Annotated in this window: 15 protein-coding genes and 1 pseudogene; 10 read left to right on the forward strand and 6 right to left on the reverse strand. The window is 57.9% G+C overall.

What is annotated here, in order from left to right; all coding sequences use genetic code 11:
• Nucleotides 1–35: 35 nt before the first annotated feature.
• From AEQ63_RS06925 to AEQ63_RS06935, 3 genes and pseudogenes are all read right to left on the reverse strand, one after another.
• The gene (locus tag AEQ63_RS06925; protein ID WP_064362386.1) at nt 36–422 is read right to left on the reverse strand and encodes a putative quinol monooxygenase; all 387 of its coding nucleotides are present in this window, start codon (nt 420–422) and stop codon (nt 36–38) included.
• 16 nt (nt 423–438) lie between these two features.
• Nucleotides 439–636 (reverse strand): annotated as a pseudogene (locus AEQ63_RS28745) (hypothetical protein); the annotation flags it as partial.
• Nucleotides 637–685: 49 nt separating this feature from the next.
• The gene (locus AEQ63_RS06935) at nt 686–1,396 is read right to left on the reverse strand and encodes an SOS response-associated peptidase (protein WP_064362390.1); all 711 of its coding nucleotides are present in this window, start codon (nt 1,394–1,396) and stop codon (nt 686–688) included.
• Between the two features lie 98 nt (nt 1,397–1,494).
• On the opposite strand from AEQ63_RS06935, the gene AEQ63_RS06940 reads away from it, so the two are divergent.
• From AEQ63_RS06940 to AEQ63_RS06970, 7 genes are all read left to right on the forward strand, one after another.
• Nucleotides 1,495–1,926 carry a LexA family protein gene (locus tag AEQ63_RS06940; protein WP_064362391.1) on the forward strand — a complete coding sequence of 144 codons (432 nt, stop codon included), beginning with the start codon at nt 1,495–1,497 and terminating at the stop codon, nt 1,924–1,926.
• On the forward strand, nt 1,913–3,193 hold the full coding sequence (gene umuC, locus AEQ63_RS06945; protein WP_064362393.1) for a translesion error-prone DNA polymerase V subunit UmuC: 1,281 nt from the start codon (nt 1,913–1,915) through the stop codon (nt 3,191–3,193). The genes AEQ63_RS06940 and umuC overlap by 14 nt, the downstream gene beginning before the upstream one ends.
• A 177-nt stretch (nt 3,194–3,370) precedes the next feature.
• Entirely contained in the window at nt 3,371–4,297 is a 927-nt protein-coding gene (locus AEQ63_RS06950; RefSeq protein ID WP_065617486.1) for a DMT family transporter, read from the forward strand.
• A gap of 207 nt (nt 4,298–4,504) precedes the next feature.
• Nucleotides 4,505–5,020 (forward strand): GrpB family protein, encoded by a 516-nt coding sequence (locus AEQ63_RS06955; RefSeq protein WP_064362396.1) that lies wholly within the window; start codon nt 4,505–4,507, stop codon nt 5,018–5,020.
• A 303-nt stretch (nt 5,021–5,323) separates the two neighbouring features.
• On the forward strand, nt 5,324–5,881 hold the full coding sequence (folE, locus tag AEQ63_RS06960; protein ID WP_064362399.1) for a GTP cyclohydrolase I FolE: 558 nt from the start codon (nt 5,324–5,326) through the stop codon (nt 5,879–5,881).
• Nucleotides 5,882–5,926: 45 nt separating this feature from the next.
• Nucleotides 5,927–6,469: a DUF3833 domain-containing protein gene (locus tag AEQ63_RS06965; RefSeq protein WP_064362401.1), complete on the forward strand. Its 543-nt coding sequence runs from the start codon at nt 5,927–5,929 to the stop codon at nt 6,467–6,469.
• A gap of 120 nt (nt 6,470–6,589) precedes the next feature.
• Nucleotides 6,590–7,393 carry a DUF1206 domain-containing protein gene (locus AEQ63_RS06970; RefSeq protein ID WP_064362403.1) on the forward strand — a complete coding sequence of 268 codons (804 nt, stop codon included), beginning with the start codon at nt 6,590–6,592 and terminating at the stop codon, nt 7,391–7,393.
• A gap of 42 nt (nt 7,394–7,435) precedes the next feature.
• Here the strand turns inward: AEQ63_RS06970 and AEQ63_RS06975 are convergent, their stop codons facing one another.
• Entirely contained in the window at nt 7,436–8,728 is a 1,293-nt protein-coding gene (locus AEQ63_RS06975; RefSeq protein ID WP_442965700.1) for an Nramp family divalent metal transporter, read from the reverse strand.
• 274 nt (nt 8,729–9,002) lie between these two features.
• Between AEQ63_RS06975 and AEQ63_RS06980 the strand changes: the two genes are divergently transcribed.
• Nucleotides 9,003–10,136: a lactonase family protein gene (locus AEQ63_RS06980; RefSeq protein WP_064362409.1), complete on the forward strand. Its 1,134-nt coding sequence runs from the start codon at nt 9,003–9,005 to the stop codon at nt 10,134–10,136.
• Nucleotides 10,137–10,253: 117 nt separating this feature from the next.
• Nucleotides 10,254–11,495 (forward strand): MFS transporter, encoded by a 1,242-nt coding sequence (locus AEQ63_RS06985; protein ID WP_064362410.1) that lies wholly within the window; start codon nt 10,254–10,256, stop codon nt 11,493–11,495.
• Nucleotide 11,496: 1 nt separating this feature from the next.
• On the opposite strand, the gene AEQ63_RS06990 is transcribed toward AEQ63_RS06985, so the two are convergent.
• The gene (locus AEQ63_RS06990; protein WP_042609992.1) at nt 11,497–11,724 is read right to left on the reverse strand and encodes a DUF2790 domain-containing protein; all 228 of its coding nucleotides are present in this window, start codon (nt 11,722–11,724) and stop codon (nt 11,497–11,499) included.
• Nucleotides 11,725–11,755: 31 nt separating this feature from the next.
• Complete coding sequence (gene rclC / locus AEQ63_RS06995; protein ID WP_064362412.1) at nt 11,756–12,331, reverse strand: reactive chlorine resistance membrane protein RclC; 576 nt, start codon at nt 12,329–12,331, stop codon at nt 11,756–11,758.
• Nucleotides 12,332–12,456: 125 nt separating this feature from the next.
• Between rclC and AEQ63_RS07000 the strand changes: the two genes are divergently transcribed.
• On the forward strand, nt 12,457–13,362 hold the full coding sequence (locus AEQ63_RS07000; RefSeq protein ID WP_064362413.1) for an AraC family transcriptional regulator: 906 nt from the start codon (nt 12,457–12,459) through the stop codon (nt 13,360–13,362).
• Nucleotides 13,363–13,509 lie beyond the last annotated feature (147 nt).

A 13,509-nucleotide genomic window follows, 5' to 3' on the forward strand; every position in this document is an offset into this window, starting at 1 on the left:
CCATTGAGAAATCAACTTGACCAGCGCGCAGCCGGTTATCGGCCAGACCGTGAACCAAGCTCGATCGGGGTGGTTTCAATCAGGCGCTTCGACAGAATCATCGACTTCGTAGTAACAGCGTACTTTTTGAAGTGCGGCGATTCGATATGGCTTCGATATGCCGAGTCGCTGGCGTAGATTTCGAAAAAATGAAACCAGTTTGGACGGTCGACTTCGGCCACGGCGTAGATGGATATGACGCCGGGCTCTACTCGAGTCGACTCAGAGATCTCTTCTTTGACTGCGGCTTGATAGGCAGCAACCTGTGCAGGGTCGATTTCAAGTTGCGCGATGCGTACCACCAGGCCATTGTCTTCGGCGGCCAGCGCTTGTCCTGCCAGTAATCCTGTCAATGCGATCACTCTTGATAAACGTTTACCCATCAGTTTTCCCCTTCCTTCACTGCGGCAGCGCATATGCCACCACGTAATCACCCTTCTGCGTCGTCGCCGAATTACCGCCAGCGCTGACGACCAGATATTGTCGGCCACTCTTTGGAGAAACATACGTCATCGGGTTTGCCTCGGCACCGACAGGCAACCGCCCTTTCCACAGCTCTTCGCCGCTATGCTCGGCGGTTTTCCTCCTCATTGCCCGATGTTGCTGCAGCTGAGCCAGCCACGTCGATTTTTCCACCGCTGGTTTATCAATCGTCGACATCCGAGGCCAAGGAGAGCGGCTGAATGAGCTGCGGGCCTTGGTTACGCACGTTGCCCACATCCTTGCCAACCTTGTACCAATGGAAATCCGTTGCCGGCCTGCAGTGCTCCATGGCTAATTCGCGAGCGCGTTCAGCGGAGGTGTTGGGATCGACCCATTCACGCGCATGCCCAGGCGCCAAGACCAAGGGCTTGCGGTCGTGGATATCGACCATGCCCTCATCGCTCGCGGCGGTGATGATGACGAAGCCATCCCGCTCGTCCGGTTGCAGAGCTTCGTGCACCTCGGCCAATCCCGCGAAGAACATCGGAATCTGCTCTTTCAGGGTGATGAAATACGGCTGCTTTTTCTTCGGATCTTCTTCGTCCTTGACCCACTCGAACCAGCCGTTCGCCGGCGCGAGTACGCGTCCGTTTGGCCAGAGCTGATTGAAAAATTTGCCGGTGATGACGGTCTCGACTCTTGCGTTGATCGGGTCAGGACGCTTTCCCTTCGCCCAGAATGGCGCCCAACCCCATCTTACCTTGTCAATGCTCAAGCCCTCCCGAACCGGCCGGATGATTTCCACCCGCGTCGACGGTGCGACGTTGTATCGCTCAACGGGCCAGAGGTCATAGCCATTGATCACCAACTGCCTTGGCGCAAGCTCCTTGAGGTAGTGATCCATCGATTCGTAAATCGAGTAGCGTCCGCACATGCTGTCACCCGTCGAATTGTGGTGCCTATGAGATTGACCGCAAGCGAACCAAATCGTTAACTGTATGTACGTACAGTTAACCTCCTAAGGCTTGCATCATGAGCATCATCCTTCTCGGCCCACTCGCTACTGGCGGTAAGAAGCTGCCCCTTTATTCCGCCAGGGTACCGGCGGGCTTTCCCTCCCCTGCGGCGGACCACATCGAAAAGCACATTTCCCTGGATGAGCTGTTCGATATCCGGGCACCGCACGTGTATCTGGTGAGGATCGATGGCGACAGCATGCAAGGCGCGGGCATCTATTCCGGGGATATGGTGATCGTCGATCGGAGCATCGAGGCGGTCAGTGGCGATATCGTCATCGCTGCGTTGAACTCGGAGCCATTCTGCAAGCGCCTGCTTTTGCGCGAGAACGCGGTGATGCTTTTGTCGGAGAATCCGAAATACCCGGCGAGACATGTCATGGAAGGCGATGAGCTGGTGATCTGGGGTGTCGTGAAATACAGCGTCCGTGATCATGACCATGCGTGAACCGGTTTTTGCACTCATCGACTGCAACTCGTTTTACGCGAGCTGCGAGCGCGTCTTCAGGCCCGACCTGGCAAAGACCCCTATCGTGGTGCTGTCCAACAACGACGGCTGTGTGATCGCGCGTAGTTACGATGCCAAGCCTTTCGTGAAAATGGGTCAGCCGTACTTCCAGATCAAAGACCATCTACGCCGGCATGGAATCGTGGCTTTCAGCAGTAATTACGCGCTGTACGGCGACATGAGCGAGCGCGTCATGACCATCATCGAATCGATGGTGCCGGCACTTGAGGTCTATAGCATCGATGAGGCATTTGCCGATTTGACTGGCATGCCCGGAGATCTGTCCGCGCTTGGCAGGCACATGCGCTCAACACTTCTCAAACGCGCCGGCATTCCAGTCGGAGTGGGTATTGCACGGACGAAGACGCTGGCCAAGCTCGCCAACCACACAGCCAAACGGCTGCTGGACATCACTGGCGGCGTGGTGGATCTGTGCGATCCGTTCAAACGGGACTGGACGTTGCGCAACACCGATGTCGGCGAGGTCTGGGGCGTCGGCCGGCGCATGAAGGCACACCTGGAAACAATGGGCATCAAGACGGCGATGGACCTGGCGAAAGCCGATCCGTGGATGCTTCGCCAGAAATTCAGCGTGGTGATTGAGAAAACGGCTCGGGAGCTCGCCGGCACCTCATGCCTGGAACTGGGTGAAGCTGATCCACCCAAGCAGGAGATCTGCTGCAGCAGGATGTTCGGCAACCGGCTCACGCAGATCGAGCCGATCAAAGAGGCCGTCGCCACTTACACCCAGCGCGCAGCGGAAAAGCTCCGAGCGCAAAACTCGCTGTGCAAGAAGATCCGCGTGAGCATTCGCACCGGCATGTTCAACCCTGACGAAGCGAAATATGCCAATGGCGCCTTGGTGGAGTTACCGTACCCGACCAACGACGTGCGGCTGATGACGAAGGCTGCGACCGAAGCGGTCAATCGTCTCTTCCGTCCCGGCTACAAGTACAGCAAGGCGGAAGTGCTGCTGATGGATCTGCGCCAGCCTGGCGAATTCACCGATGACCTGTTCGCGCAATCCCAGCCGGCGATGGCAGACAAGGTGATGGGTGTGCTGGATGAGATCAATGGTCGCTGGGGAAAGGGAGTGCTGCGTGTAGCCAGCGTGCCTACAGCACCTGGATGGGCGATGCGTCGGGAGCTTATGAGCCAGAGTTATACGACGAAGCTGGATCAGTTGTGGACGGTGAGCGCCAGGTAGCGGCGACGGGATGGGCCACTGCCGCCTGAAAAACGAGCGGCCTTGAACGACTGCTTATGGCCAGAAGCGGACAACGGTCAGGAATGAAAATCGCCGTCTGGCGTGTCGCCATTTGCCCTGAGAATTCGCCACCGTCTGTTAAATTCTCAGTTCACTGAAGGAACAGGAGTGCGATTCGTGAGCAAGTACAGTGCAAGCGGCGACAGTGTTACCAAGGGCATATTGCTGATAAGCGCTGCTGTCTTTCTCCTTTCGCTGGCCGATGCAGCAGTCAAATATTTCAGCGCCAGACTTCCACTCTGGCAGTTGTTCCTCATCGTCTCCTGCCTGTCGGTGCCCACCCTTGTAGCCTGGCTCGCAAGGGACGTCAGATCGGGTCGATACTCAACCGCCTCGATGTTTTGGGTGACAATCAGGAGCATTCTGCTGTTGTTAATGTGGGTAACGTACTACTCGGCGTTACCGTTGATCCCGTTATCAGTGGCTGCCGTGGCGATCTACACAACTCCCCTTTTCATAGCGCTTTTCTCCACCCTTTACGGAGGTGAGCCGTTATCACTGCGAGGTTGGGTTGCGATAGGAATAGGTTTCGCGGGTGTCGCCACAGTGTTACGCCCGGGATCAGATGTTTTCGTCCTTGCAACTCTGCTACCTGTGATTGCGGCGGTTTTCTACGCGGTCGCGATGGTTGTGACACGTCGACATTGTCGCAATGAACATCCACTGGTATTGGCGCTGGGCTTGAATATCGCTTTTCTTTTCGCCGCCGTAATCGGAGGCGGCGCATCGCTGATGGTCAGTGAGTCCACAGTTGCTGGTGCTGCATTTCTACTCTCTCCCTGGCAGACGCCCGGTTGGCAGGAGATGCTTTTTATCTTCTGTTACGCCTGCGCCCTGATTTTCATAAATACGGCTACCGCCAAGGCCTACCAGGTTGCGCCTCCAGCACTTATCGGGACTTTCGATTATGCGTACCTGGTTTTCGCCTGCCTTTGGGGTTATGTACTGTTCCAGGAAACGCCGGACACCTTTACATGGGCTGGAATAGTTTTGATTGTCATTGCCGGCTTCCTGATTCTGCGCGCCCAAAAATGTAATCAATAGGCGCTTCTTGGCCCCAGAGATATCGCCCGTGAGCGGCAGTTGTCGGCCAGAAGCGGACGCTGGACAGGACAACTACCCAACCTCGACCAGATTCTAATTCGATCTGCTAAATCGCCTAATGCCGAGGTTTCGTTATCAGTCGCTGGCGGATGCAGATGTTTTGACGGAAAATTCGGTGCTTTAGATATTAGTCGCCAAGGAACGGACATGGCATTGACCAGCAAGATCACTCCCTACAATCCCACTTGGCCCGCCCGCTTTCTGGCAGACAAACCACTCATCGCTTCGGCCTTTGGCGATGAACTGATTGCAATACACCACGTTGGAAGCACCTCTGTTCCAGAGATCGCGGCGAAGCCCGAAATCGATGTGCTCATCGAGGTTCACGATCATCGCAATGCGTCGGCGCGGGACGAGGTGTTGATGGGTTTGGGATATGTACGAGGAAGTGATCTATCGGAAGGGCATCATTTCTATCGGCGTAATGTGGATGGGATTCGCACGCACAAGCTTCACGCTTGTACCCGTGGCCACCTTACGATCACCCAGATGCTTGGGTTCAGAGATTTGCTTACGCGCGATGCCTCGATCCGCCAGCAGTATGAAGCGCTGAAGTTTCAGTTGGAGTCGAGCAATACTGGTGGGATGGCTGAGTATCTGGAGAAAAAGTCTCCGTTTATTATCGCGGCGCTACTTCATGCCGGTATATCCATTCCTGAATGACCGATGGGTCGCTGAGCGACCCCGGAATCAAGTGTCCGCTTTTGGCCGATAGCTGCCATTCCCCCCCCCCGTGAGCTATCGATCCAAAACAGCCATCTGCCAGCCCGTATCAAGCCACTGACTGAACCTCGCCTTAAGTTTGTCCTGCCTGAAATTTCGAGCCTGCACAAAAAAACCGCCGATTCGTTGTCAGTTGATCTTTTTCAGCCTATCTTCAATAAAACCTATACAGACGCTTTGTATACGTACAACCTTTTTCACCCGACATTAGCCCACACGCAGCACTCCCCACGAGTAACCCGAATGAGCCCAGAGTTAGCCAGCCATTACCGTGAGATCCTCGTTGGCGTCGGCGAGAACCCTGAGCGCGAAGGTCTGCGGGACACGCCCGAGCGGGCCGCCAAGGCCATGCGATACCTGTGCGACGGCTACGGGTTGAGCCTGGAAGACGTGACCAACGGTGCTCTGTTCGAATCGCAAAGTGATGAGATGGTGATCGTCAACGACATCGAGCTTTATTCGCTGTGCGAGCATCACATGCTTCCATTTATCGGCAAGGCGCATGTGGCGTACATCCCCACTGGCCGGGTGCTGGGGCTATCGAAGGTGGCGCGGGTGGTCGACATGTTCGCGCGGCGGCTGCAGATTCAGGAAAACCTTACTCAGCAGATTGCTCAAGCCATCCAGCAGATCACCGATGCCGCCGGTGTCGCGGTGGTCATTGAAGCCAGGCACATGTGCATGATGATGCGCGGTGTCGCGAAGCAGAATTCGGTCATGACGTCCTCCGTCATGCTCGGTGCCTTCCGTGATAGTTCGACGACGCGGCAGGAATTTCTCCAGCTCATCGGACGGCGCTAGGCCTATACGCCGCTCGTTAACTGTACAAGCTCAAGGAGTAGGAAGATGACCCGATTTCTGCTGCTATTAGTAGTGTCGCTCAGCATTGCAAGCTGCGGCAGTGTCGATGTTGCTCGGTACGCAGACCAGCAGCCTGCATTGAGTCTGGAGCATTTTTTCAGCCAGCCCGTCAAAGCCTGGGGGATGTTTCAGAAGCGCAACGGCGAAGTGACCAAGCGTTTCGAGGTCGACCTCGTCAGTCGTCGCGAAGGCAACAACCTGATTCTCGACGAGCGCTTTGTGTATAGCGACGGTACCCATCAACGCCGAATCTGGACCCTCACTCCCGAGGAGAATGGCCGCTGGAGCGGTCGCGCGGGCGACGTGGTCGGTGTCGCAAAGGGACAGATTGCAGGAAATGCTTTCCACTGGCGGTATCGCCTGAACCTGCCCGTCGACGATTCGACCTACGAGGTGAGCATGGACGACTGGATGTACCTGATCGACGAAGACACGTTGATCAACCGCACCAGTATGTCCAAGTGGGGTGTTGAGGTCGGCCAGGTGACAGTGTTCTTCCGTCGCGAGAGTGCTGGGGCGAATCCTTGATCCGTTGAATGGCGGGCCGATAAGGGCCACGTCACTCAAGGGTGACCTGACCCACAACCTTAATCGAACCCCTGCCCCGTCCACGGGTCTGCTTCACATCGATTCCCTGGAAGCAAACTCATGTCCACTCAACACACCCTTGTCCTGCTCGCCCGAGGCGGATACGCCGCGCGCGGTGTTCTGTACCTGATCATCGGCATTTTCGCCCTGCTCGCCGCCCATGACTCCACCAAACCAAAAGACAGCCATAAAAGCCTCGAAGCATTGCTCAGCCAGCCATTCGGCTATGTGCTGATCGGCGTTGTGGTCGCCGGTCTGCTGGCCTTCGCCGCTTGGCGGGCGCTGCAAGCGATTCGTGACATCGACCACCATGGCAGCGAGTTCAAGGGGCTGGTCATTCGTGCAGGCTTGCTTGCTGGCGGTATGGTCAACGCGGCGCTGGCCTTCTTTGCCTTGGGCCTTTTGGTGAGTGGCCTCAGGAGTTCGGGCGGCTCTGGCGATGGCAAGACCAAGGATCTGCTCGCGCATCTGCTGTCGTTCGAACACTCGAATCTGTTGATCTACCTCGTCGCGCTGATCCCGCTCGGTGTCGGTATCGCCCACATCATCAAAGGCTGGAAAGCCTCGTTCGAGAAGTACTTCGAAGCGGATGACGAAGTGATGCGCTACGTGCGCCCGGTGTCACGATTTGGTTTGATTGCGCGAGGCGTGGTGTTTATCGAGATTGCAGTGTTGATGGCGGTCAGCGGCTCGGTTTACCAAGCGACGAATCCACCCGGCATGAAGGAAGCGCTGGACGCTTTGCAGAATCTGCCGGCTGGCGGCGTGCTGTTGATGCTGATGGCGTTGGGGCTGATCGCATTCTCGGTGTACAGCTTTTCCGAGGCCGCCTGGCGCAGGATCGAGATGGATGTGCCGTTGTAAGCGGCGATTCGAGGGGGCGCATGCCCCCTCGATTTCGGGTCATCAAGTGAACAGATCAACGCCCAGTTGAAAAGCCACCCACAGCGCCAGCCCAGTGGCAAACAACAGCGCGATGTTTTCGAACAGGTTGTTGCGGTACTGCTTGTCCAGCAGCGATTTCTGGTTGGACATGATCAGCAAGCCCAGGGAAATCACCGGCAAACCAATGATGTTCAAGGCGCTGACACCAATGGTCAGCGTGACGAAATCCGGCATGCCCGGCATCGACCAGATCAGCGGCGTGACCAGGATGAACAGCATGAACCACTTGTGCATCGGGTCGTGATGGAACTCTTTGCCGTACTTCTCGCGCCGCTCAGGGCGAACGTGCTGGAAGGCATCGGTGATCAGCATCGGAAACGCCGTGGTCTTGCCGGAAATGCTGGCAAACAACGTCGCGAATACGCCGATGAAGAACACATACCAGCCAATCGGGCCGAAGTAGATTTCCAGCGCCTTGCCCAGATCGCCTAAGGTTTTCACCTCGATACCGTTCGGTCGCAGGATTTCCGCACCGACGATCCAGATCGCCAGGTTGATGATGATCCCGACGAACACCGCAAACAGCAGATCGTTGCGCTGAATGCGCTTGTGCTGCGGCCCGATCCAGCCTTTCTGGCGCATGACGTAGGGGTGCACGAAGTTGGCGATCGAACCGGCGACCGCCCCGATCACCGATACCGCTACCAGCAAGGCGCCGTGCACGCCTTCGTCAGGCGGAATGCTGAAACCGATGGTGCCTTTGATGATGCCTGTCACATCCGGGCCGGACATCACCGCCAGAGCGATGAAGGCCAGCGTCATGATCGCCAGCAGCAGTTTCATTACGCCTTCGATCATCGTGTAGATGTTGCGCCCGACGAGCATCCAGACCGCCAGCACCACCGCCACCGAACACAGCAATGGCTGATCGATCTTGAACAGCATCGCCAGCGACTCGCCTGCCCCCTTGATCATGTAGGCGTTCATCAAGTGCCCCATCAACAAGGCGTAAACCAGCATGAACCAGGCAAACACCGGATTGAGCTGGGCATAGCCCTGAAAGATGGTCATGCCCTGGTTATTGCATAGCTGAAAGCGGGCAATGATGTTGACGATCAAGTACCGGAGCAACAACGAGACCGCCAGCACCCACATCATGGCGTAGCCGTAATTCGCGCCGGCCACCGAGGACGTGATCAGGTCGCCCGCGCCAAGCCACGACAGCACGGCGATGATGCCGGGACCGAGCAGTTTCAGCGTTCGCAGGAACAGGTTTTGCGGTTTCGCAGCGGCCTGATGATCGAGTGGAGCCATGCTCGTCATAGGGGTATCTCCGTTATTGTTTTTGTGAGAACGAATGCAGTCCGGCACATTAGTAGGATGTCGTACAACAACGCTAATGGGAGAGTATGTAGAAATGTTTCATGTCTGCCGAGGCATTGCCATCCCCGATCATTTTCACCGATCCATGCCAGCTGAATCGGCGCTGTGACAGAGGTGCGATCAGAGCACATATCGGCCAAATAGACATTGATGCCCCTGGCAATCACTCATAGGATGACTGATCACAAAAACAATAAGGCTGGAAATGATGAAAAGAACCCTCTTGATCGCTGCGCTTGCCTCAACCCTTAGCGTGACTGCCAATGCCGCGACCTACGCTTACATCTCAAGTCCCGGTGACGGTCTGATCTCGCAATACCGCCTCGAGCCGGACAACGGCGCGCTCACCCTGATCGAACAGATCCAGGCCGGTGACCAAGTCAATCCAATGGCCCTCACCCCGGATGGCAAGGTGCTGTTCGCAGCCTTGCGGGTCAAACCTTTTCAGGTTCTGGGCTACCGGATCGATCCCCAAAGCGGTCATTTGACAAAGTTTACCCAGGCGCCTCTGGCAGAGAGCATGGCCTACCTGTCGACCGACCGAAAAGGTCGCTACCTGCTCGCGGCGTCTTACGGCGCCGACACCCTCAGCGTTCAGAAGATCGGCGAGGATCAACAACCTTCCGCCAGCATCCTGCGCTACCCGACCGGCCTGCATGCGCATTCGATTCGCACCGAGCCGAGCAATCGCTTTGCCTACGCCGGCAACCTGGGCACCGATAAGGTTCTGCAATATCGCCTGAATGCCCAGACCGGTGAGCTCAGCCCGATTGGCAGTGGTTCGGTCAGCGTCCCGGAGAAAACCGGCCCTCGCCACCTGGCATTCTCGCCGGACGGCAAATTCCTTTACGTCGTGGGCGAAATGAGTGGCACCGTGACCGCGTTTTCAATCGACCAAAGCAGCGGCGCGCTGACCCGAATCGCTGCAGCCAATGGCATTCCCGAGCGTTTGAAACTGGCCCACGGCGAAATCCGTGATGCGCGCAACAACGATCTGAAAGACGACCCGACCCCGCGCATCTGGGCCGCTGACCTGCGCATGTCGCCGGACGGAAAGCTGCTGCTGATGAGTGAACGTACCAGTAGCAGCGTCTCGGCGTTTTCCGTGGATCCGGCAACAGGCCGACTGGCCTTCCTCGACAACTACCCGGTGCAGGAACAGCAACCGCGCAACATCGCCTTCTCGCCCGATGGCCGCTGGCTGCTGGTCACGGGCGAGAAAAGCGCCAAGGTCGGTACTTACGCGGTGAGCAAGGATGGCGCCCTGAAGCGTGTCGGCGAAGCGGCATCGGGCAAAGGTGCATTGTGGATCGAGGTACTGCAAACCCCTGATCAGTGAGCCTCTGCGGAGCAGCAACTGCTCCGCTGTCCTGCAACTAATCTCCTGCCGCTTCGGTCATTAGCTTTGCCGAGGTTGATACATTTACGCAGACCTCACTTTCAAGAGACTGCCGTCGTGATCAGCCATCTCGATCGCCGCAACAACCGCTCGCTGGACAGTCTGAATTTCTTCCTCGCGGATGTTCGCGACGGCCTCGGGCCGTACCTCGCCATTTACTTGCTCGCCGTGCACCACTGGGACCCGGCCAGCATCGGTGTGGTCATGACCCTCGCCGGTATCGCTGCACTGATCACGCAAACACCCGCCGGAGCACTGGTTGACAGCAGCCGCGCGAAACGTGCGTTGATCATCATCGCCGCGCTGCTGGTGACCGCGAGTTGTCTGGTCCTGCCGTTCATTTCTTCATTCACTCTGGTGGCGTTGACCCAAGCCTTGAGTGCAGCGGCTGCGTCGATTTTCGCCCCGGCGATTTCCGCGATCACGCTGGGCATTACCGGCCCCCGGGCATTTACCCGGCGCACTGGCCGCAACGAGACGTTCAACCACGCCGGCAACGCGTGCGCGGCGTTATTGGCCGGTTTGTTTGCGTATCTGTTCGGTCCGGTGGCGGTGTTTTATTTGATGGCGGTCATGGCGCTGGCCAGCGTGGTTGCCGTGCTGTTCGTCTCGGCCGAGGCGATCGATCATGATGTGGCGCGGGGGCTGCAGCCTGGCGATCAAAGCCATCAGCCGTCCGGGTTCAAGGTGCTGCTGAGCAATCGACCGCTGCTGATGTTTGCCCTGTGCTGCGCGCTGTTCCACCTGGCCAATGCGGCGATGCTGCCGCTGGTGAGCCAGAAACTCGCGCAAGCCAACCTGCACATGGCCACGCCGCTGACGTCGGCATGCATCGTCGCCGCGCAACTGGTCATGGTGCCGATGGCGCTACTGGCCGGTGCGAAAGCCGACGTCTGGGGGCGCAAACCGTTGTTGCTGGCGGGTTTTCTGATCCTGCCGCTGCGCGGGTTGCTCTACACCTTCTCGAATGATCCCTACTGGCTGGTCGCCGTGCAGTTGCTCGACGGTATTGGCGCCGGGCTTTTCGGGGCGCTGTTCCCGGTGATGGTCAAGGATCTCACCCTCGGCTCCGGACATTTCAATGTCAGCCTCGGCGCACTGACCACCGCGTTTGGTCTGGGGGCAGCGTTGAGCAATGGACTGGCCGGGTTCGTCGTCGAGGCTGCCGGTTACAGCGCGGCATTCCTCACCCTCGCCGGGGTTGCAGCGGCGGCGTTCCTGCTGCTGTTGATCGGTGTTCCGGAAACGCTGCAGCGGACTGCCAAAATCGAGTCCGCTACAGTGCTGGGGCAAACCTGAGCTAATCGCCACCGCAGCCATTGCCCAGCACGGTGTACGTGGCGACATGCCGCTGACCGTGACTGTCTTCATAGACGACCTCCACCGGGACGATTCCGCAGGCGGCGCTGGTGTCGGTGATGCTGATGGTTTTGGCGATATCCAGTGGCACGCCGGTTTGTGCAGGTTCGGTGGCGGCGAACACGTTGCCGGCGACGATGGCCAGGGTCAAAGCGAAAAGCGTTTTCATGGAGTTGTCTCTCTATAAAGGATGGGGGAATTCAGGCCTGACGTTCAGTCAGCAATTGGCGTGCGGAATCGGCCATTACCGGCAGCGCTCCGGCGAGCATCAGGACGTCTTTGAGCACCAGGCGCCCGGCGCCGGACAGATAGGGAAAGCCATGCTCACCATCGCCCAGCGCAGCGACCCAGGCTTCAGGTGTGGTGACCAGAAAGCTCAGGGTCACCAGCGGCGTAGCGAATGCCAGAGCGCCGCCGAGCAGGCCGGTACGTCGGGAAAGCGGATTGGACAGGACCAGCAGACCGATGAGGATTTCCACCACGCCGAGCCCGGTGGAAAAACCGTAGGTGTTGTTCGCGGTCTGCCAGGCGCGCTTGTCGGCGTTCAGCTCGCCCTCGTGGCTCAGGTGCGCCTTGTAGTCCTGAGGGTGTTCGTAGAAGAACGACATCACCGGGCTGTTGGCGACGAAGGGCGTGATGCTGTCGGCTTCGTACGGCACGAATTTCAATGCACCGATCCACAGGAACACGATGGCGATGGCCACGCGCATCAGCGGAATGCCGAGGCGATCGAGTTTGCCGAGCTGTTGTAGTCCGGCGTTGATTGAGGTGAACATGCGACTTCTCCAGATCATTGAAAGTGGAGTCAGTCTGCGGTGCTATCGAATCGCGCTTTTGTCGGTCATGCTCAACGTCTTGCTCAATCGTCTCAACTTTGCGGATTCCATCGTGATGCGTGCCAATGAACTCGCTCGATAAACTCATCAGCCTGGCCAACGTGCGCGGCGGCCTGGATCTGCGTTGCCAGTTTCAGGGCGACTGGGCACGTGATCACCAACAGGAAGCCTTGGGCAAGGCGCCCTATCACATCGTCCTCGAAGGTGAATGCCGGGTTGAGCTGGCGAGCGGACAACGCCTGGCGATGCGCGCCGGCGATATTCTTTTGCTGCCACGGGGCACGCCACATGTGCTGCACAGCACCGGTAAAAACGTAGCGCCGATGGCGCCAACGCTGATTCCCGGCGGGGTGTTGCCAATCTATCGGCTGGGTGGCGCGAGCGCCGATCTGGACATGCTCTGCGGTGGCTTTCATTACAACCGCGCGTCGATGCTGTTCGCTGCCCTCCCCGACTACCTGTTGATTGCCAACGATGGCTTGCCGGTGGATGCGCCGCTGACAGCCCTGGTCGCGCTGTTGCGCAGCGAAGCCGACAGCGAGCAACCGGGCGCACGATTTCTTCTCGACTCGCTGTCCCAGGCCTTGTTCACCTTTATCCTGCGTGCGCATCTGGCCCGGGCCGATCACGACAAAAGTACCCTGGCGCTGCTTGGCGACCAGCGCCTTGGTCGGACCTGTCAGGCGATATTGGCCGACCCGGCGCACGAATGGACCATCGAGGCCATGGCCGACACCGCTAACATGTCCCGCGCAACCTTCATGCGTACATTTGCCCGGGTCGCTGGCGTGTCGCCGTGGGTGATGCTGACCCAGTTGCGCATGGAACTCGCATTCAGTCTGCTCAGCCATTCGCACCTGGGCCTGAACGACATTGCCGTGCAGGTCGGCTATCAGTCGCAAGCGGCGTTCAGCAAGAAATTCAAGGAAATCTACGGCGAGGCCCCGGGCAAGATCCGCCGCGCGATCTGAAGGATCGACCGGTTTGTATCAGCATGTAGCTTTCGCCAACCCGGATACACACGCATGCGAAGTTCGGCCATGCGCACACAGAACTGATACATTTAGCGCGCTAAATACCCCTGTCGCTTCCATTCCTACCCTAACCAAACGACAGGA

Origin of the sequence: Pseudomonas sp. RIT-PI-o (assembly GCF_001297215.1) — a bacterium.
Classification (GTDB): domain Bacteria; phylum Pseudomonadota; class Gammaproteobacteria; order Pseudomonadales; family Pseudomonadaceae; genus Aquipseudomonas; species Aquipseudomonas moraviensis_A.

Excerpts from the sequence above, each read along its gene's own strand:
- AEQ63_RS06925 (WP_064362386.1), bottom strand. The coding sequence starts at position 422 with ATGGGTAAACGTTTATCAAGAGTGATCGCATTGACAGGATTACTGGCA.
- AEQ63_RS06935 (WP_064362390.1), bottom strand. The coding sequence starts at position 1,396 with ATGTGCGGACGCTACTCGATTTACGAATCGATGGATCACTACCTCAAG.
- AEQ63_RS06940 (WP_064362391.1), top strand. The coding sequence starts at position 1,495 with ATGAGCATCATCCTTCTCGGCCCACTCGCTACTGGCGGTAAGAAGCTG.
- umuC (WP_064362393.1), top strand. The coding sequence starts at position 1,913 with ATGACCATGCGTGAACCGGTTTTTGCACTCATCGACTGCAACTCGTTT.
- AEQ63_RS06955 (WP_064362396.1), top strand. The coding sequence starts at position 4,505 with ATGGCATTGACCAGCAAGATCACTCCCTACAATCCCACTTGGCCCGCC.
- folE (WP_064362399.1), top strand. The coding sequence starts at position 5,324 with ATGAGCCCAGAGTTAGCCAGCCATTACCGTGAGATCCTCGTTGGCGTC.
- AEQ63_RS06965 (WP_064362401.1), top strand. The coding sequence starts at position 5,927 with ATGACCCGATTTCTGCTGCTATTAGTAGTGTCGCTCAGCATTGCAAGC.
- AEQ63_RS06970 (WP_064362403.1), top strand. The coding sequence starts at position 6,590 with ATGTCCACTCAACACACCCTTGTCCTGCTCGCCCGAGGCGGATACGCC.
- AEQ63_RS06975 (WP_442965700.1), bottom strand. The coding sequence starts at position 8,728 with ATGGCTCCACTCGATCATCAGGCCGCTGCGAAACCGCAAAACCTGTTC.
- AEQ63_RS06980 (WP_064362409.1), top strand. The coding sequence starts at position 9,003 with ATGATGAAAAGAACCCTCTTGATCGCTGCGCTTGCCTCAACCCTTAGC.
- AEQ63_RS06990 (WP_042609992.1), bottom strand. The coding sequence starts at position 11,724 with ATGAAAACGCTTTTCGCTTTGACCCTGGCCATCGTCGCCGGCAACGTG.
- rclC (WP_064362412.1), bottom strand. The coding sequence starts at position 12,331 with ATGTTCACCTCAATCAACGCCGGACTACAACAGCTCGGCAAACTCGAT.
- AEQ63_RS07000 (WP_064362413.1), top strand. The coding sequence starts at position 12,457 with ATGAACTCGCTCGATAAACTCATCAGCCTGGCCAACGTGCGCGGCGGC.